Annotated in this window: 16 protein-coding genes, 1 tRNA gene and 1 pseudogene; 13 read left to right on the top strand and 5 right to left on the bottom strand. The window is 58.1% G+C overall.

Annotated features, from left to right (window positions below; all coding sequences use genetic code 11):
* The first annotated feature begins 165 nt into the window (after positions 1-165).
* From ACIQVE_RS12715 to ACIQVE_RS12660, 12 genes and pseudogenes are all read left to right on the top strand, one after another.
* Complete coding sequence (locus tag ACIQVE_RS12715) at positions 166-648, top strand: sigma-70 family RNA polymerase sigma factor (RefSeq protein ID WP_402808549.1); 483 nt, start codon at positions 166-168, stop codon at positions 646-648.
* Positions 649-780: 132 nt separating this feature from the next.
* A complete protein-coding gene (locus tag ACIQVE_RS12710; protein ID WP_402808547.1) occupies positions 781-2,115 on the top strand; it encodes a lysine N(6)-hydroxylase/L-ornithine N(5)-oxygenase family protein in 1,335 nt (444 codons plus the stop codon).
* Between the two features lie 591 nt (positions 2,116-2,706).
* Positions 2,707-5,406 carry a magnesium-translocating P-type ATPase gene (gene mgtA / locus ACIQVE_RS12705; RefSeq protein ID WP_402808544.1) on the top strand — a complete coding sequence of 900 codons (2,700 nt, stop codon included), beginning with the start codon at positions 2,707-2,709 and terminating at the stop codon, positions 5,404-5,406.
* Positions 5,407-5,488: 82 nt separating this feature from the next.
* Positions 5,489-6,145, top strand: a pseudogene (locus tag ACIQVE_RS12700) (MgtC/SapB family protein); the annotation flags it as partial.
* Positions 6,146-6,343: 198 nt separating this feature from the next.
* Positions 6,344-6,733 carry a hypothetical protein gene (locus ACIQVE_RS12695; protein WP_402808541.1) on the top strand — a complete coding sequence of 130 codons (390 nt, stop codon included), beginning with the start codon at positions 6,344-6,346 and terminating at the stop codon, positions 6,731-6,733.
* Positions 6,734-6,827: 94 nt separating this feature from the next.
* Entirely contained in the window at positions 6,828-8,036 is a 1,209-nt protein-coding gene (locus ACIQVE_RS12690; protein ID WP_402808538.1) for an EAL domain-containing protein, read from the top strand.
* An 87-nt stretch (positions 8,037-8,123) separates the two neighbouring features.
* Complete coding sequence (locus tag ACIQVE_RS12685) at positions 8,124-8,546, top strand: chemotaxis protein CheY (protein WP_402808535.1); 423 nt, start codon at positions 8,124-8,126, stop codon at positions 8,544-8,546.
* Positions 8,547-8,681: 135 nt separating this feature from the next.
* Positions 8,682-9,308, top strand: a complete 627-nt coding sequence (locus ACIQVE_RS12680) for a response regulator (protein ID WP_402808532.1) — start codon at positions 8,682-8,684, stop codon at positions 9,306-9,308.
* A 10-nt stretch (positions 9,309-9,318) separates the two neighbouring features.
* On the top strand, positions 9,319-12,537 hold the full coding sequence (locus ACIQVE_RS12675) for a transporter substrate-binding domain-containing protein (RefSeq protein ID WP_402808530.1): 3,219 nt from the start codon (positions 9,319-9,321) through the stop codon (positions 12,535-12,537).
* Positions 12,538-12,738: 201 nt separating this feature from the next.
* Positions 12,739-13,605: a pirin family protein gene (locus tag ACIQVE_RS12670; RefSeq protein ID WP_402808528.1), complete on the top strand. Its 867-nt coding sequence runs from the start codon at positions 12,739-12,741 to the stop codon at positions 13,603-13,605.
* 138 nt (positions 13,606-13,743) lie between these two features.
* On the top strand, positions 13,744-14,538 hold the full coding sequence (locus tag ACIQVE_RS12665) for an exodeoxyribonuclease III (RefSeq protein WP_402808525.1): 795 nt from the start codon (positions 13,744-13,746) through the stop codon (positions 14,536-14,538).
* 100 nt (positions 14,539-14,638) lie between these two features.
* A complete protein-coding gene (locus tag ACIQVE_RS12660) occupies positions 14,639-15,481 on the top strand; it encodes an arylamine N-acetyltransferase (RefSeq protein ID WP_402808522.1) in 843 nt (280 codons plus the stop codon).
* Here the strand turns inward: ACIQVE_RS12660 and ACIQVE_RS12655 are convergent.
* From ACIQVE_RS12655 to ACIQVE_RS12640, 4 genes are read right to left on the bottom strand one after another with little or no spacing between them, the layout of a single operon-like run.
* Positions 15,463-15,888, bottom strand: coding sequence for a DUF4952 domain-containing protein (locus ACIQVE_RS12655; RefSeq protein ID WP_402808520.1), 426 nt, complete (start codon positions 15,886-15,888; stop codon positions 15,463-15,465). The two genes, ACIQVE_RS12660 and ACIQVE_RS12655, sit on opposite strands and share 19 nt — an antisense overlap.
* The gene (locus ACIQVE_RS12650) at positions 15,889-16,218 is read right to left on the bottom strand and encodes a hypothetical protein (protein ID WP_402808517.1); all 330 of its coding nucleotides are present in this window, start codon (positions 16,216-16,218) and stop codon (positions 15,889-15,891) included.
* Positions 16,219-16,245: 27 nt separating this feature from the next.
* Positions 16,246-16,638 (bottom strand): hypothetical protein, encoded by a 393-nt coding sequence (locus ACIQVE_RS12645; RefSeq protein WP_402808515.1) that lies wholly within the window; start codon positions 16,636-16,638, stop codon positions 16,246-16,248.
* Positions 16,639-16,688: 50 nt separating this feature from the next.
* Complete coding sequence (locus tag ACIQVE_RS12640; protein WP_402808598.1) at positions 16,689-17,183, bottom strand: PAAR domain-containing protein; 495 nt, start codon at positions 17,181-17,183, stop codon at positions 16,689-16,691.
* A gap of 209 nt (positions 17,184-17,392) precedes the next feature.
* Here ACIQVE_RS12640 and ACIQVE_RS12635 point away from each other — a divergent pair, with 209 nt between their 5' ends.
* Entirely contained in the window at positions 17,393-18,919 is a 1,527-nt protein-coding gene (locus ACIQVE_RS12635; RefSeq protein WP_402808512.1) for a nucleobase:cation symporter-2 family protein, read from the top strand.
* Between the two features lie 126 nt (positions 18,920-19,045).
* On the opposite strand, the gene ACIQVE_RS12630 is transcribed toward ACIQVE_RS12635, so the two are convergent.
* Positions 19,046-19,121 (bottom strand) — tRNA-Asn (locus ACIQVE_RS12630).
* Positions 19,122-19,244: the final 123 nt, after the last annotated feature.

Below are 19,244 nucleotides of genomic sequence, written 5' to 3'. Positions count from 1 at the left end.
GGTATAGGCGGTAACAATTTATCGGGCAAATCGAAACAAGTCTTTAAATCTATATGAGAATTACTATAAATTACGCATCTGAAATTGCCACCATCCTGCCATTGTCGTTTTGACCGTTGCGGAGCTGGCTCAAGGATCGAAACCGCATCGCTGCGGCCAGGAGTCATGTTGGAAAACTACTATCGCGAGCTGGTGTGTTTCCTGAACGCCAAGCTGGGCAACCGCCAGGTTGCCGAGGATGTGGTGCATGACGCCTATCTGCGGGTCCTGGAGCGTTCCAGCGACACACCGATCGAGCAACCTCGGGCGTTTCTTTATCGCACCGCGCTGAATCTGGTGATCGACGACCATCGGCGCAATGCCTTGCGTCAGGTCGAGCCGCTGGAAGTACTCGACCATGAAGAACGCTATTTTACCCCGTCTCCACACGGCACCCTCGATCACGGCCAACGTCTGGAGATGCTCCAGCGGGCGCTGGCAGAATTGCCACCGCTGTGTCGCGACAGTTTTCTGCTGCGCAAGATCGAAGGTCTGTCCCACAACGAAATCGCCGAGAGCCTGGGCATTTCCAAAGCGCTGGTGGAAAAGCACATCGTCAATGCCATGAAACATTGCCGGGTGCGGATCAAACAATGGGACGCCCATTGATCTTTCCTCGTTAAATTTTTTTTCACCGTCCTCGTTCCTACTCAACAGACGATCTGCTGTCCTGCTTCGGGCCGGTCAGGTCACCCAGGCTTTAGCCCCACGGTTGAGGGGTTCATCCAGAGGACACTGGAAATGACACAGGCAATTGCATCGCCCATCGTTCACGATCTGATCGGCGTCGGTTTCGGCCCTTCGAACCTGGCGTTGGCCATCGCGCTGCAAGAGCGCGGGCCGACCCAGGGTGAACTGGATGTGCTGTTCCTTGACAAGCAGGCCAACTACAGTTGGCACGGCAACACCCTGTCGACCCAGAGCGAGTTGCAGATTTCTTTCCTCAAGGATCTGGTGACCCTGCGCAATCCGACCAGCCCGTACTCGTTCGTCAATTACCTCAAGTACCACGGTCGTCTGGTCGATTTCATCAACCTCGGCACCTTCTATCCGTGCCGCATGGAGTACAACGATTACCTGCGTTGGGTCGCCGGGCAGTTCACCGAGCAGAGCCGTTATGGCGAAGAAGTGCTGACCATCGAGCCGGTGCTGCACAACCATCAGGTTGAAGCGCTGCGCGTTATTTCCCGCGACAGCCAGGGGCAACAACATTTGCGCACCACCCGTTCGGTGGTGGTCAGTGCCGGTGGCACGCCGCGTATTCCTGAGGCGTTCAAGACGCTCAAGGGCGACAACCGGGTGTTCCATCACTCGCAATACCTGTCGCAGATGGCCAAGCAGCCGTGCGTGAACAATCAGCCGATGAGCATCGCGATCATCGGTGGCGGGCAGAGCGCGGCGGAAGCGTTCATCGACCTCAACGATTCGTTCCCGTCGGTGCAGGTCGACATGATCCTGCGCGGCTCGGCCCTCAAGCCTGCGGACGATAGCCCGTTCGTCAACGAAGTGTTCTCGCCGGAGTTCACTGATCTGGTGTTCCAGCAGAACAGTGCCGAGCGTGAGCGTCTGGTCAACGAGTATCACAACACCAACTACTCGGTGGTCGACATTGACCTGATCGAGCGCATCTACGGCATCTTCTATCGCCAGAAGGTTTCCGGGATTGCCCGTCATGCGTTCCGTACCCTGACCACCGTCGAAAGCGCCACCGCCACCGAACACGGCATCGAGTTGGCCGTGCGCAATAACGCCACGGGTGAAGTGACCGTGCGCAATTACGACGCCGTGGTACTGGCCACCGGTTACGAGCGTCAGATGCACCGCAAATTGCTGGCGCCGCTGGAAGAATATCTGGGCGAGTTCGAGGTTGATCGCAACTACAAACTGATCACCGCCGAGCGCTGCAAGGCTGGCATCTACATGCAGGGCTTTTGCCAGGCCAGCCATGGTTTGAGCGACACGTTGCTGTCGGTGCTGCCGATTCGTGCCGATGAGATTGCAGGCTCCCTGTATGAACATGGCAAGCATCGTGGGCACCGTTCGATGGCGGATCTGCTGTTGGCGACTGCCAGCTAAGTTATTTGGCGCATGCAATAACGCCATCGCGAGCAAGCTCGCTCCCACAGGGGGGCTTCAGTGGACACAGTTTTTGTGTTCAACAAAGATCTCCTGTGGGAGCGAGCTTGCTCGCGAAGGGGCCCTCAAGAACACCAACAACATTCCTTCCTGAACCCTTCCTGAAGATCCAGCACATTCCCCGCCACACTTCCTTTCACGGGTTTACTCTCCAGACATCGAGGCGTAAGCTTCGCGCGTTTTCATCAATAGCGGAGACCCACAGTGGGTACTTGTTCGAGTGACAGTTGTCGGCCGGTCTCGGTAACCGGCAGATTCTCGGCAAGATAACGCGCATTTTTTTGCCGTTGTCTCGCCGTAAAAGCGAGCAGCGGCATCCCGTACATGGCCAGTCCTTGGTCGTGTCTCGACGTCCTTCTCATCGACGCTGAACAGAGCGTGATGTCGACTTTAAAGTCGCCATCGCAGCCCTATCGACACGCCTGTCTTTTTTGACCGGCGCGCCATGCCTTGCCGTGCCGGTTTTTCCGGCGGACGAGGCGCGGTCGTACCTGCTTGATGGTTTCCCGGCTGACCATAGGGGCAACAGCCATGAAATTTACGCTCAAGGAATTTTTCGCAGGTTTTCTGCGTACCCGTCACTTCGCCCGGCACTTCCGTCGCCTGGCGTTGCTGGAAACCATCAACGACGCCACGGTCAGCCGTGAAGTCCCGCCAACCCTGGCTAATACGCTGGTCGATGCCGCACACAGCGACAGCGGTGTGCTGCTGTCTTCACTGGGCACGCACTCCGACGGCCTTACCGATTTCGAAGTCGATGCACTGCGTGCGCAATACGGCCTCAACGAAGTCGAACACGAACAACCGCTGCCGTGGTGGACCCACCTGTGGCACTGCTACAAAAACCCGTTCAACCTGCTGCTGACGCTGCTGGCGGTGATCTCGTGGCTGACCGAAGACTTGAAAGCAGCCGTGGTGATTTTCTCCATGGTGGTGCTGTCGACGCTGCTGCGCTTCTGGCAGGAAAGCAAATCCAACCAGGCCGCCGATGCGCTTAAAGCGATGGTCAGCAACACCGCCACGGTGATGCGACGTGATGCGCCGCGCAGCGAATTACCGATCAAGCAATTGGTGCCGGGGGATCTGATTGTATTGTCGGCCGGCGACATGATTCCGGCTGATTGCCGTGTGCTCAGCGCCAAGGATCTGTTCGTCAGTCAGGCCGCGATGACCGGTGAGTCGATGCCGGTGGAGAAATTCCCGCGTCAGACTGATCGCGATACGCGCAATCCGCTGGAGCTGGACAACATCCTGTTCATGGGCACCAACGTCGTATCCGGTACAGCGGTGGCGGTGATTCTCACCACTGGCAACAGCACCTATTTCGGTGCGCTGGCGCAGCGGGTCGGCGCTGTCGATCGCGCGCCGACGTCGTTCCAGCATGGCGTCAACAAAGTCAGCTGGCTGTTGATCCGTTTCATGTTCGTGATGGCGCCGTTGGTGCTGTTCATCAACGGCTTCACCAAGGGCGACTGGACCGAAGCGCTGCTGTTCGCATTGTCGGTGGCCGTGGGTCTGACCCCGGAAATGTTGCCGATGATCGTCACCTCGACCTTGGCCAAAGGCGCGGTGTTTCTGTCGCGCAAGAAAGTCATCGTCAAACGTCTCGACGCGATCCAGAACTTCGGCGCCATGGACGTGCTGTGCACCGACAAGACCGGTACGCTGACGCAGGACAAGATCTTTCTCGCGCGTAACGTTGATGTCTGGGGTGAGGACTCCGACGACGTGCTGGAACTGGCTTACCTGAACAGCTACTACCAGACCGGCCTGAAAAACCTGCTGGATGTGGCCGTTCTGGAACACGTGGAAATCCACCGTGAACTGAAGGTCGGCACCGCGTTTCGCAAGGTCGATGAAATTCCGTTCGACTTCAATCGTCGGCGCATGTCGGTGGTGGTCGAAGGGCGCGACCAACCGCATCAGCTGATCTGCAAAGGTGCGGTGGAAGAAGTGCTGGCGGTGTGCAGCCGCGTGCGTCACGGCGACGTCGATGAAGCCTTGAGCGATGAATTGCTGACCCGGATTCGTCAGGTCACCGCAGCATTCAACGCTGAAGGCTTGCGCGTGGTGGCGGTAGCTGCCCGCTCGATGCCTGAAGGGCGCGACACCTACAGCCTGGCCGATGAACAGGAACTGACGCTGATCGGTTATGTGGCATTTCTCGATCCGCCGAAAGAGAGCACCGCGCCGGCGCTCAAGGCCTTGGCCGAGCACGGTGTGGCGGTGAAAGTGCTGACCGGTGACAACGAGTTGGTCACGGCGAAGATCTGCCGCGAAGTCGGCCTCGCTCAGCAAGGTTTGCTATTGGGTAATGATATTGAGCGCATGAGCGACGCCGAACTGGCGGTGGCGGTGGAAACCACCAACGTTTTCGCCAAGCTGACGCCGTCGCACAAGGAGCGCATCGTGCGCATCCTCAAGGGCAATGGCCACGTGGTCGGGTTCATGGGCGACGGCATCAACGACGCGCCGGCATTGCGCACCGCTGACATCGGTATTTCCGTGGACAGCGCGGTCGACATCGCCAAGGAAGCGGCTGACATCATCCTGCTGGAAAAGAGCCTGATGGTGCTGGAGGAGGGCGTGCTTGAAGGGCGGCGCACCTTCGCCAACATGCTCAAGTACATCAAGATGACTGCCAGTTCCAACTTCGGCAACGTGTTCTCGGTGCTGGTCGCCAGCGCGTTCATTCCGTTCCTGCCGATGCTGCCGATGCATCTGCTGGTGCAAAACCTGCTCTACGATATTTCGCAGATCGCCATTCCGTTCGACAACGTCGATGAGGAGATGCTGAAGAAACCGCAACGCTGGCAGCCTGGCGATGTCGGGCGCTTCATGCTGTTTTTCGGACCGATCAGTTCGATCTTCGACATCACAACGTTCGCCTTGATGTGGTACGTATTTGATGCCAACACCCCGGATCACCAGACGCTGTTCCAGTCCGGCTGGTTCGTGGTGGGGTTGCTGACCCAGACGCTGATCGTGCACATGATCCGCACGCCGAAGATTCCGTTCGTGCAAAGCCGTGCAGCCCTGCCGCTGCTGGTGATGACGGGGATCATCATGGCGGTCGGCATCTTCCTGCCGATGGGGCCGCTGGCGCACTACTTCAAATTGCAGGCGTTGCCGTCGATGTACTTCGTGTTCCTGCCAATGATTCTGCTGGCGTACATGGCGCTGACTCAGGCGGTGAAAGGTTTCTACATCCGCCGGTTCGGCTGGCAGTAAATAGTTCGGCCAATACTGTCCCCTGTGGGAGCGAGCTTGCTCGCGAAGGCGTCGAGTCAGTGAAACATCTGTCAGCTGACACGCCGCTTTCATTCTCGGCGGCCTGATCGGCTTCGAGCGCCAGTACCGGCAACGCACTGCCGGCCTGCGCACCAACGTGTTGGTGGCGGTCGGCGCGGCGATTTTCGTCGACATGGCCAACCGTCTCGCCGGGGCCGAAGGCGCGGTGCGTGTGGTTGCCTACGTGGTCTCCGGCATCGGTTTTCTAGGTGCCGGGGTGATCATGCGCGAAGAAGGCAACGTTCGCGGCCTCAACACCGCTGCCACCTTGTGGACCTCCGCTGCGGTCGGTGCCTGCGCCGGTGCCGACCTGCTGGCCGAAGCCGTGCTCGGCACGCTGTTCATCCTCGCCGCCAACACGTTGCTGCGGCCGATCGTCAATAACATCAACCGCCAGCCACTGGACGTGGTCTCGGCCGAAGTCACCAATATCGTCTACGTGATCGCCCGCCGTTCACAGCAAAAAGCCGTGCTCGCCTTGCTCGAGGCCGAGCTGGAGCGGTGTAACTACCCGGCCAGCGATGTCGACGTGCACGCCTTCGGCACCGATGAAGTCGAGATCGAAGCGACGCTGGCGACCACCTCGGTTGATGGCGATGAGCTGGATGCACTGATCGCGCGGATCTCGACGTCGGCGCTGGTGGTGCAGGCGTTCTGGAGTCCAAGTACGACTGAATGACGTTACCAAAATGCAATGGGCTATCCATGGCCTTTGATCAATGAAGTAAGCCACGCCGGGGCACCGTAGCGTGGCTTTTTTCTTTTGTGCCTCCAGAAAATTCTGCTCGTTTATCAGACTCGTCTTACATGTTTTACGGCGTCTATTGATTAGAGTGTCCCGCTGATTTGGAAATATTTCCTACGGCCGTCGAAATCAATGTCCTACAAACACTGGCGAATTCTCATCGCTGAAGAGCAGCCCGTGCTGCACCGCCGAATCGGCAAATCGCTTAACGAACTGGGTTACAGCGCGCTCACATCCGTGCGTTCGTTTCGGGAATTGCTGGGCGTGACCCATTACTCGTTCGAACCGTTCGAGCACTTTGATTTGCTGGTCATCAACGGTGAGCTGATCGCTGCCGCCGGGATTGATCCGGTGCGGTTTTTCCAGAGCAACTCGCAGATTCGTCACGGGGTGATTTATGACGCACGCCGTGGTCAGGCACAGGCAGAAACGATTTATGCCAATCAACGACGCCAGTTGACGCTGATCCGTACTCCGGATCGGCAGAACCTGGCTGCACTGCTCGAACACCTCGATGCTTAAGATACTTCTTATGAGATTTGGGACTTTTCCTAACGAGTCCTACGCAGAAACACAGGACACTTGTACGAACTCCACAATCAGCAAGGCAACGATCATGTCCCTTCAGACGCTTCGAATTCTGGTGCTTGAAGATCACGCGTTCCAACGCTCTGTTGCAGTCAGTATTTTGCAAGGCCTGGGGTGTCAGCAGATATACGAAGCCTGTGACGGCGAGCAGGCGCTGGCGCTGTTGAAGGTGGTCGGCTGCGTGGACATTGCCCTGTGCGACTTGCAAATGGAGGGCATGGACGGCCTGCAGTTCTTGCAACGCGTGGGCGCCTCCGGGCAGGTAAAGTCGGTCATCATCAGCAGTTCGTTGTCGGCCGATCTGCGCCGCGCGGTGCATCAAATGGTCACGCTGCTCGGTTTGGACCTGTTGGGCGATGTCGGTAAACCCCTGCATACCCAAGTGTTGGCCGATCTGCTGGACAAATATGTTGAGCGACCGAGCCTTCGCGAGGCAACGTCGGCGGTCGTCACGCTGGCCAGTGAGGTGTCCGTGCGGCGGGCGTTGTCCGATGGCCAATTGCACGCCTGGTATCAGCCAAAATTCGATCTGCGCAGCGGTGAAGTCTGCGGTGTAGAAGTACTTTGCCGCTGGCTGCACCCGACCCGAGGAATTATTTCGCCCGCGCTGTTCATGCCGGTGCTGGAACGCTGCGGCTTGCTCGACGAGTTGCTGTTCTCTCAGCTCGATCAGGCCCTGGATATCCAGCGCAGCGCCCGGGAGCAGGGTTTCGTCCTGAATCTGGCGTTCAACCTGCAAGCCGTGCAGTTGGCCAACGCTGAATTGATCTCCACCCTCAAAGGCATTCTGGCGCGCCACGCCGCTCAAGGTGCGGGCCTGACCTTCGAACTGACCGAAAGCGGCTTGCTGGAAGCGCCGGCTACCAGTCTGGAAAGTCTGGTGCGGTTGCGGATGATGGGTTGTCGCTTGTCGATCGATGACTTCGGTGCCGGGTATTCCTCGCTGCAACGCTTGTGTCAGTTGCCCTTCAACGAGATCAAGCTCGATGCTGATTTCATTCGTAACCTTGAGCGTGAACCTCGTTGCCGGGCAGCCATCAGCAGCACCTTGGCGCTCGGCGAAACCCTCGGCATGACCGTGGTGATCGAGGGCATCGAGACCGATGCGCAACGCCGAGAGCTGCTGGCTCTGGGTTGCACGCAAGGGCAGGGCTACTGGTACGCAAGACCGATGGCCGGAACCGATTTGCTGAACTGGCTGCAACGGCGCAGTTATCAGCAGATCTCGGGCGAATGACTTTTTTTAGGAAAAGTCCTACAGAACCTTCTGTTGAGGTTGCGTAGTCTTGCCGCACCCAGAAACCTGATCACCGGAGGATTGACCATGATAAATAAAGCTCTGCGTATCCTGATCGCCGATCCGCAGCATTTTCACCGGATGAAAGTCGAGCGCCTGTTCAACGGCCTCGACTACTACTGCGTTGCCCCGGTGCAGAGTATCGCCGAGCTGTTGACGCTGGTGGAATACGGCTGCGAACCGTTCGATGTGGTGGTTATCAACGCCGAACTGGCGGTGGGGTCGCTGGATCTGCTGGGGTTTTTCCTCGATAACCCGCAGGTGTGTCATGCGCTGATCTACAACGAACCCTCGGCGCCGTTGCAGGTGGCATCGGGTTTCGTGCAGGAGAACGTGCAAATCAGCCATGCGGCGTTGCCCGGCGGGCAGTTGATCAGCGACTTGATGGCGCTGGTCGATGCACCCCAATGGAAACAGGATGGGGTTGAGCGGCGTCGGGCTCATGCATAGAAATACGCTGGCCGCAACTGTCAGATCTGACAGGTGATTTCCATTCCATTGCGTGTAACAGTCGCGGCGCAGCCCTTGAGCCTGGATCAGCCGATTCCGGGGGGCTCATTGCCAGATTTTGTACCGGGAGTGGAAATGAAGTCAGCGCTGATCGTCGACGATCATCCGGTGGTGCGCGCCGCCATCCGAATCGTGCTGCAAACCGAAGGCTTCAAGGAGATTCACGAGGCGTCCAGTGGCAACGAGGTGGTGCAACTGCTCCGCGAGCATCGGCCCCGGCTTGTCGTGCTTGATTTGCGTTTGCCTGCACTCGACGGGCTGGACGTACTGGCGCGGATCAAGGCCAACGATCTTGACTGCCGAGTCCTGGTGTTCAGTTCTCACGATCCATTGTTTTACCAGGAGCGCTGTCTGCGCGCCGGGGCGATGGCTTACGTGACCAAGACCAATCAATTGCAACAGCTGCACAAAGCCATACAGGCCGTGATGTCGGGCTACACCTATTTTTCCGCAATGCCGGACAACGTCAGTGTGTTGAACGCAGTGCAAGCCACGGAAAAACAGATGATCGATCAGCTGTCTGATCGAGAGTTGAGCATTTTCGTGCAACTGGCGCAGGGCAAGGCTAACAAGGCGATTGCCGAGGACATGCACCTCAGTCACAAAACTGTCAGTACCTACAAAACCCGACTGATGAAGAAGCTCGGAATGGGTACACCGGTGCACTTGCGCGATTTCGCCAAGCGCAATCACTTGATCTGAGCATCCGGACATGAGCCAGGGAGGGCGTGTCTGTTGGCTGTGGCTGAGCCTTGTAACCTCGTGCTGGGCAAGTGAAACGCCGCAGGTGCTGGAGGTGTTGACCCGCTCCGGACTGGATAATGTCCAGATTCGTCTGGACGAACAAGACCGCCAATGGCTGAGTCGGCATCCAGTGTTGCGCATGGGCATTTCCGGTCGCGATTACCCCCCGTTCGAGATCACCCGCAATCAGCATGAACTGGAAGGGCTCACGGCCGATTACGCCGACCTGTTGGCGCAACTGCTTGGCCTCAGAATCGAAGTCCGGCGTTTTGCCAACCGGGATGCGGTGATGGCGGCACTCAAAAGTGGCGATCTCGACGTACTGGGGACATCCAACAGCTTCGAGATCGCCGACCCTGCGATCGTTCTGTCCCGACCCTATGCTGAAGATCAGCCAATGCTGGTGACCCGGCTTGAAGAGTCCATGCCGATGGATCTCGCGGGTAAGCGTGTCGCCATGGTCGAGGATTACATGCAGTGGGCGACGGTGCAGGCGTTCTACCCCGAAGCGAGCGTGCAACTTTACTCCTCGGCAATGGATGCACTGGGAGCCGTGGCGTTTGGTGCAGATGATGTTTATCTGGGTGACTTCATCAGTGCCAGCTACTTGATCAACACCAATTATCGCAACGACCTGCAATTGGCCGGGCCAGCGGGGCTTGATGCCAATCCGTTCGGTTTTGCGCTGATGCGTAGCGATGTGCACCTTAAACGTCTCGTCGACAAAGCGTTGGCGGCGATTCCCATGGAACAACGGCAACGCATCGAACTGCGCTGGAGCGTCGGTCTTGCCGAGATGGCCGAACAATCACGGGTGCAGCTCAGTGTCGTTGAGCAGCAGTGGCTGGACCAACATCCGGTGGTGCGGGTCGGCGGCATCGAGGATTTTGCCCCGCTGAGTTTTTTTGACGCGGGTGGCCGTTTCAGTGGGCTTGCGGCGCAACTGCTGAGCCTGATCGGCCAACGCAGCGGGCTGAATTTCGAGATCGTGCGCGGGCTGTCGCTGGATCGCCAGATCGAGCAACTGAAGGCCGGTGAGCTTGACGTGTTGCCCGTGGTGACGCCCAGCAGCGAGCGTGAAACCGAACTGCAGTTCACCCGGGCCTATCTGAACAATCCGTTTGTGCTGGTCAGTGAGACAACGGCGACGAGCCCGCGCAATCTCGATGACCTGGTGGGTAAACGGTTAGCGATTTATCGCGGCCACCCCTTGCGCGACTATTTGCAGGAGCGCGTACCTGAAATACGTTTTGTCGAAGTCACAAGCCCCGCTGAAAGCATGGCGTTGATTGCCAAAGGGCAGGTCGACGCCACAGTGAGTTCGTTGCTGGTAGCGCGGTTTCTGATCGCGCGTCACTACCGCGATCGTCTGCGTATTGCCAGCACCGTCGGCGATCAACCGGCCCGCATTGCCCTGGCCACTGCGCCGCAGGCTTCTACGCTGCATTCGATCCTGAACAAGGCATTGCTGAGCATTGCCCCGCAGCAGATGGACGAACTGGTTGAACGCTGGGGCCATGATGTAGTGGTAGAAGAGAGTTATTGGCTGCGTCATCGCCGCGATATTCTCCTTGGGTTTGCCGGTGCGGCGGGCCTGCTGTTGGCGGCGTTTGTGTGGATTGGTTTTCAGCGCTGGCAGATCCGCCAGCGCCAGCAGTGGTTACAACAATTACAGCTAGCCAAGGACGCCGCGGACGACGCTAACCGGGCCAAAACCACGTTTCTGGCAACCATGAGCCATGAAATTCGCACGCCGATGAATGCATTGATCGGCATGCTCGAGTTGGCGCTCAAACGCGCCGATGAGGGCGTGACGGATCGCTTGGCCATTCAGGTCGCATCCAATGCCGGGCAACAGTTATTGGCACTGATCGGCGACATCCTCGACATCGCGCGCATTGAAACCGGGCATTTGTCCCTGGCGCCTGAACGGGCCAACCTGCGGGAACTGGTGGTGTCGGTGTGCCGGGTGTTTGAGGGGCTGGCGCGGCAGAAACGCTTGCTGTGGCACGTCGAGCTCGGTGCACACAGCGACGTTGATGTATTGATTGACCCGACGCGCTTCAAGCAAGTGTTGTCGAACCTGCTCAGCAACGCGATCAAGTTCACTGAAGAAGGCGAAGTGAGTCTGAGGCTGACAGTGACAGCAGTTTCGGCCTTGCGACTGGCCGTGAAAGTGGTCATCGAAGACAGCGGCATCGGCATCAGTGCGCAGGACCGGCAAAGGTTGTTCAGCCCGTTCGTACAGGCAAGCAACAACGCCGGATCGGTGCGCAGTGGTTCCGGATTGGGCCTGGTGATCAGTCGCAGCCTCTGCGAAATGATGGGCGGCACGTTGCGCCTCGACAGCGAACCTGGCCAGGGTACGCAGGTGCACGTCAGCCTAGAACTGCCGCTGCTGGCCGCCATCACGCTTGCCCCGGCAACGCTGCAAACGCCGGATACGCCAGTGTGCTCACTGAGCGTTCTGGTGGTAGACGATCATCCGGTGAACCGCTTGTTGCTGTGCTGGCAGTTGAGTGAACTGGGCCATCGCACGGTGGACACCGAGGACGGCTATGAAGGACTGGAGCGTTGGCGGGCACAGCCGTTCGATGTGGTGATCACCGACTGCAACATGCCCCGGCGCAACGGCTATGAACTGGCGCGGGCTATCCGTGACGAAGAAGCCACGAACGGTCGCGCGCCTTGCCTCCTGATCGGTTTTACCGCTAATGCCCAGGTCGAGGAGAAGATTCGTTGCCTCGATGTCGGAATGGACGAATGCCTGTTCAAACCGATTCGTCTGGACGATCTGCAACAGGCGTTGTCGGGGGCCAGCCATTGCGTCAGTGGTGTCGAACCGATCGAAGACCGGGCATTGACGGAAATCGACCTGAGCACGCTGGAGCAGATGGCTGGCGTTGATCACTCGATGATTGAAAGCCTGCGTGAAGAAGTATTGCGCAGCCTGCATCACGATCTGCAACGCCTCGACGATTTGAACCAAGAGCATGACCGCAGCGGGCTGCGCGAGCTGGCCCATCACATCAAGGGCGGCGCGCAGATGGTGGGCGCAGCGCGTGTGGTGTCGGCGTGCGCTGATCTTGAGCAGGCGTGCCACGAGGTTGAAACCGTGGCCGTCGTCATGGCGATCACGACGCTGCGTGAGGCCATGCACGGCCTCGCGCAGCGTCTTCAGGACTGAGGGCTAAAATCCGCCGTTTAATCCCAGGCAGGCGCAATGCCTTTCGGGCTGGTCAGGCGTTGGCCGCGCCCCGGTCTTCAGCCTTTCGGGAACTCACTGTCCTCCAGATAGAACGCTGAAGCTGATTTTTGCCGTCTAGTGCATTAGTCGTCATGCAATTAAGCTTAATCCATTGCGTCATTCACCCATTTGGAGCCCGCCATGAAAAACATCATCGGTATCTACACCAGCCCTCGCGGCCATTGGGTCGGCGATGGTTTTCCGGTTCGTACACTGTTTTCCTACGACAACCTCGGCAAACACATCAGCCCGTTTTTGCTGCTCGATCATGCGGGGCCCGCCGAATTCACGCCGACCACCGAGCGGCGCGGCGTGGGTCAGCATCCGCACCGTGGTTTTGAAACCGTAACGATTGTTTACGACGGTGAAGTGCAGCACCGCGACTCGACGGGTAGCGGCGGTACCATCGGCCCGGGTGATGTGCAATGGATGACCGCCGCGTCCGGGATACTCCATGAAGAGTTCCACTCGGAAAACTTCGCCAAAACCGGCGGCAAGCTGGAGATGGTTCAACTGTGGGTCAACCTGCCGGCCAAGGACAAGATGGCTGCGCCGGGTTACCAGACAATTCTCGATGGTGACATTCCGAGCATCGCGCTCAAGGACAATGCAGGCAGCCTGCGTTTGATCGCCGGTGAGTTCGACGGTCACACAGGTCCGTCGCGCACCTTCACGCCCATCGATCTGTGGGATCTGCGCCTGAACGCTGGCAAGTTGCTGACGCTGGATCTGCACGAAGGGCGCAATACTGCGCTGGTGTTGTTGAAAGGCTCGGTGCAAATCAACGGTGCACAAGCAGCGCGTGAAGGACAATTGGTATTGTTCGAGCGCGATGGTCATCAGCTGACTCTGGAGGCCAGCGAGGACGCGGTGGTGTTGCTCCTCAGCGGCGAGCCGATCGACGAACCGATCGTCGGCCACGGCCCGTTCGTGATGAACACCGAGCAGGAAATCCATCAGGCCTTCGCCGACTTCCAGTCCGGGCGTTTTGGTCGGATGCACGGGTAATTTCAGAGACACCAACAATCCCCTACAGGGTTTTATGGTGTTTTTGTGAGGGGGGCGCCTCAGAGGGGGGATCCGATGCAACCAGTGCGGGGGTGACAAGGTCAGAATCTCCACACCCTCTGGCACGAGCCTCGGACGATGAAAAACCTGCGGATCGCCACGTTCAACGTCAATGGTCTGCGCGCGCGGTTGCCCAACCTGCTGGAATGGCTCAAGCGCGAGCAGCCGGACATCGTTTGTCTGCAAGAACTCAAATCGCTCGACAGCGCATTCCCTGCATGCGAACTGGAAGCTGCCGGTTACGGCGCGATCTGGCACGGTCAGGCGGCATGGAACGGTGTGGCTATTCTCGCCCGCGATGCGCAACCGCTGGAGAGTCGGCGCGGCTTGCCCGGTGATCCCGAGGACAAGCACAGCCGTTATCTGGAAGCAGCGGTGCACGGCGTGCTGGTCGGTTGCCTGTACCTGCCCAACGGCAACCCGCAGCCGGGGCCGAAATTCGATTACAAACTGGCGTGGTTTGAACGGCTGATCGCCTATGCGAAGGATCTGCAAAGCAGCGATCACCCCGTGGTGCTGGCGGGTGACTACAATGTCGTGCCCACCGACCTGGACATCTACAACACCCGCTCATGGCTAAAGGATGCGTTGCTGCAACCCGAAAGCCGCGAGTGTTATCAGCGCTTGCTGGGGCAGGGCTGGACCGATTCGCTGCGGCATCTGTATCCCGAAGAGCGCCTCTATACCTTCTGGGATTATTTTCGCCAGCACTGGCAAAGCAACTCCGGTTTGCGTATCGACCATCTGTTACTCAACCCGGCGCTGAGCCCCTACTTGCACGATGCCGGTGTGGATGCCTGGGTGCGCAACGAACCGCACGCCAGCGACCATGCGCCGACGTGGGTTCGCATCGGTTCACGCAAAAAACGCTAGGGGCGATTGGTGAAATCAATTGTCGAATTCATTGCCCGATACCGTATACATGGCGACCATCAACGCAGTGACTTGCGGCCCCATGCATAAGGACTGAGCAATGAGTGAGCCCCGCCTGACGAATCTGAAACTGTATTTACAACGCCTGGGTTTCGCGGCGCCACCGCCACCAACCCTGGAAACCCTGCGTCAGTTGCAATTGCGCCATACCGGCGCTTTCACCTTTGAAAATCTCGCGACGGTTGCCGGCGCCCCGGTATTGATCGATCTTGCCTCGATTGAGCAGAAAATCTTGCACGGTGGACGCGGCGGTTACTGCTACGAACTCAATCATCTGTTTTTTGCCTTGTTGTTTGAATTGGGCTTTGACGTTCGGGCCATCAGCGGGCGAGTGGTCATGAATCAGCCCGAAGGCACTTGGACCGCGCGCACCCATCGATTGAGTCTGGTAACCCTCGACGGCGTGCGCTACATCACCGATGTCGGTTTCGGCGGCATGGTGCCAACCGCACCGCTGATGCTCGATACCGATGCCGAGCAAGCCACACCGCACGAACCGTACCGCATCGAAAAACAACCCGATGGCTACATGCTGCGCGCCAACGTCGGGGGCGAATGGCGGCCGATGTACCTGTTCGATTTGCAGCGCCAGGAAGATATCGATTTCACCATCGGCAACTGGTACGTCTCGACGCATCCGCAATCACCGTTTGCCAATCGCCTGATGGTTGCGCGCACTGGCGATGGCTGGCGGCGTACATTGAACAATGGCAGTTTCGCGATCCATCGCATGGGGGCCGACAGCGAGCGGCGTGATGTCGTGGATGTAGAGGATTTACTCGATCTGCTTGAGGTTGAGTTCGGGATACGGGTTGCGAACCCAGAGTTGTTGAGGCCGGTGCTCAGACGCCTTCTCGAGCCGGTTCAGGGATACTCAGCGTAAGCATCGACCTGGATCGTGAAGAGATTGATCTCGGCCCACGACTCTCGTTGCCTGACCTCTGTTTCTTCTGAGCCCATGCTGATCAGGTAGTTGATGCCTGTTGCTGGATCCCTGAAACCATTTTGGGTTGAGTCCCAGACACAACAGGCGCGCGTGATCGGCGATATCCCGAAGTGCTGCTCAAGGTACTGTTCGGCTTTCGAAGCATTGGCCCCGGATACTTCATAACTGGCTGAAAATGGCCGGCCCATGCGGTCAAGCGCCTGCTTGCAGCCTTTGAATTCAACAAACGATGGCTTGTCTGCGAGCTTCGACAGAAAGTCATCACAGCCAAAATCGGCACTGGCGCTGTTGGCAATTACCAGCAACAGCGCGGGTATCCATCGGATAAGGAACAGCCGTTTCATTTATTTCTCCACCAGCAGTTCGCCGACATATTTCCCGCCTTCACCTTTGACTCGCCGGCAAATGAGGTAATCGTAGACATCGTTCCATTTGATCAACTCATAAAAAGTGACGCAGCCGTCGGACAAATGGCCGACATGGATGTAACGGCTACTATTGCCTTTCGCGCCTTGCAGTTCGATTGGAAACCAGACATCTGTGCAATGCAGGCTGCCTTTGGTCTTATAGCCGCCGGTTGAAATGTTCCCGTGGGAGCGGTCGGGTGCCATGATCCGGTGGCGGCCGGGCGGGATCGGTGTGTATTGGCCGCCCCACTTACTATTGAGGGTCACCTTTGCCGTTTTGCCGTTGAAACTGACCTAGGCCCATTGCTGAAGGATTTTACCTTTGAACTCCGATACGGCATGCGCCGGTGCGCCGGTGTATTTGACCTTCACAGTCGCCGGTCCTGTGGGCGGCGTGTCTATCAGGTACTTCAAGGCATTTTCGGTCTTCAGGCTGGCGGTCTGCCCGACGAATTCCGAGTTGCCATCGGCAATCCGAAAGTAGGTTCGACCACCTGACTCCTTGGCGAGTGTCACTTTGGTGAATTCGCACAGCGCGACGAGGGTGCCCTTGGGTTCGAGCTTTACGCTCAGCCAGCCGTCGTCGCCAGCGCGTTTGGTGTATTTGGTGACGACGGTAGACGGGTGGGTACTGCCACTCTGCCTGTTCGAGGGGGCGAGGTTATTGTTCAGGATCGCAAGCGCCATGCTGGTTACAGCTCCTTTCAGATAATTTTCAGCAGACTGATTCCGCCTGTTCAGGCCAGGTCGTCGGGTTCCAGATGCAACAGTTCGGTTGCTCTGGTAGAGACGCGTTGGGTCAGCCCCCGTTCATTGGTGACTCCGCGGAAAATCTTGCCTGAGGCGGTGGTGATTTTATAAGCGAAGTCCGGCACAGGCTGGCCTTCGGCGTCCGACAGGGTGAATTGCTCGTCGAAGCCGAGGTAGATCGGGGGAACTGGGCTGACCGCTGCGCCACCGCCACTTTGGCCAATGATGACCGTGCCGGAGCCGCCGATGATGACATCGCCATGAGTGCCAAGGCTGCCTTGCGTGGCGGCATTTTTTCCGTTGATGAAGACCGTTGCCGAAATATTGCTACTGATGGTACTGCCGCAAGAGGCAGGATCCCCGAGGCGCGCGGCTGGCAATCCATCGAAAAAAACGTCGGGCGAGCCGGAAGCGATTTTCTGTGCGGCATGCCCAGGGCAGTTTGTGGCGTCTGTAGCGCGTGCAGCTGGTTTTCCACTCATGCTGAATTCCATATCTGATCCCGGAAAGGGTTTCCGTTAATCCATACGGCATGCCGCCGATCCTGCCACGCGCCGAGGTTGAGCTCAATAGCTCTTCGCGGTTCGGGTTTCGGATAACTGGAGATGATATTTTGTATACAAAGCGATAGACACTTGTCGCGACTTTTGAATACAGTGTGCGCATAACAAAAACCAGGGAACCCCCCACCATGAAAACGCCCCATGTTTCACACCAACGGCCCGAGGACGAAAATCTCGGGGTCGGCGCGAATATGGCTTACGGCCTGCAACATGTTCTGACCATGTATGGCGGTATCGTCGCGGTGCCACTGATCATCGGTCAGGCCGCCGGGCTGTCGCCCGCGGACATTGGTTTGTTGATTGCTGCTTCATTGTTTGCGGGGGGGCTGGCGACGCTGCTGCAAACCCTGGGTCTACCGTTTTTCGGCTGTCAGTTGCCGCTGGTTCAGGGCGTGTCGTTCTCCGGCGTTGCGACCATGGTGGCGATCGTCAGCAGCGGCGGGGAGGGTGGCTTCCAGTCGGTGCTTGGCGCGGTGATTGCCGCGTCACTGATCGGTTTGTTGATCACCCCGGTGTTCTCGCGCATTACCAAGTTCTTCCCGCCGCTGGTGACCGGCATTGTGATCACCACCATCGGCCTCACGCTGATGCCGGTTGCCGCACGCTGGGCCATGGGCGGCAATAGTCACGCGCCGGACTTCGGCAGCGTGCAGAACATCGGTCTGGCGGCGGTCACGCTGGTGTTGGTGTTGCTGCTGAGCAAGGTCGGCAGCTCGACCATCTCGCGCTTGTCGATCCTGTTGGCCATGGTGATCGGCACAGTGCTGGCGGTGTTCCTTGGCATGGCGGACTTCTCCAGCGTCACTCAAGGGCCGATGTTCGGCTTCCCTACGCCGTTCCATTTCGGCATGCCGACCTTCCACTTCGCAGCGATCCTGTCGATGTGCATCGTGGTCATGGTGACCTTGGTGGAAACTTCGGCAGACATCCTGGCGGTCGGTGAAATCATCGAGACCAAAGTCGATTCCAAGCGTCTGGGCAATGGTCTGCGTGCAGACATGCTGTCGAGTATGTTTGCGCCGATCTTCGGTTCGTTTACCCAAAGTGCCTTCGCCCAGAACGTCGGGCTGGTGGCGGTGACCGGGATCAAGAGCCGTTATGTGGTCGCCACCGGTGGTTTGTTTCTGGTGATTCTCGGTCTACTGCCGTTCATGGGGCGGGTGATCGCGGCAGTGCCGACTTCGGTACTCGGCGGTGCCGGTATCGTGCTGTTTGGCACGGTGGCGGCGAGCGGTATCCGCACGCTGTCGAAGGTTGATTACCGCAACAACGTCAACCTGATCATCGTCGCGACCTCGATTGGTTTCGGCATGATCCCGATTGCTGCGCCGAGCTTCTACGATCAATTCCCGAGCTGGTTCGCGACCATTTTCCACTCGGGCATCAGCTCGTCGGCGGTCATGGCGATCCTGCTTAACCTGGCGTTTAACCACTTCACTGCCGGCAACTCTGACCAGCAGTCGGTGTTTGCCGTGGCGGAGGAGCGAACTCTGCGCTATCGCGATCTTGCAGCGCTGCGTGAGGGTGACTACTTCAGCGATGGCAAACTGCATGACTGCGATGGCAAGGAAGTACCGGTGATCGAAGTCGACGCGGATCACGACCATGGTCACGGTGCGCCGAAGGTTCTGGTGAAGAGCAGCGAGCACGTCTGATCGCTGATCGAATAAAAAGGCCGATCTGTTGTGAGACAGATCGGCCTTTTGGTTTCCGTGGAGATGATCTTTTTCGAGCGCCCACAAAAAAGCCCCTGAACCTTTCGATTCAGGGGCTTTAGTATTTGGCTCCACAACCTGGACTCGAACCAGGGACCCAGTGATTAACAGTCACTTGCTCTACCAACTGAGCTATTGCGGAATTGGTGCGTATGTTACTGATTCAAAAAGAGAAGTCAAGCGTCTGTTATTGATTTGTGTGATTCGTCAGGACGGACGGTGGTTTGTAGGCGATTGGCGGTTACCAGAATCGCCTCAGAGGACT

Source organism: Pseudomonas sp. NPDC098747 (genome assembly GCF_044760045.1).
Taxonomy (GTDB): domain Bacteria; phylum Pseudomonadota; class Gammaproteobacteria; order Pseudomonadales; family Pseudomonadaceae; genus Aquipseudomonas.
This window is presented reverse-complemented; position numbering and strand designations above follow the sequence as displayed.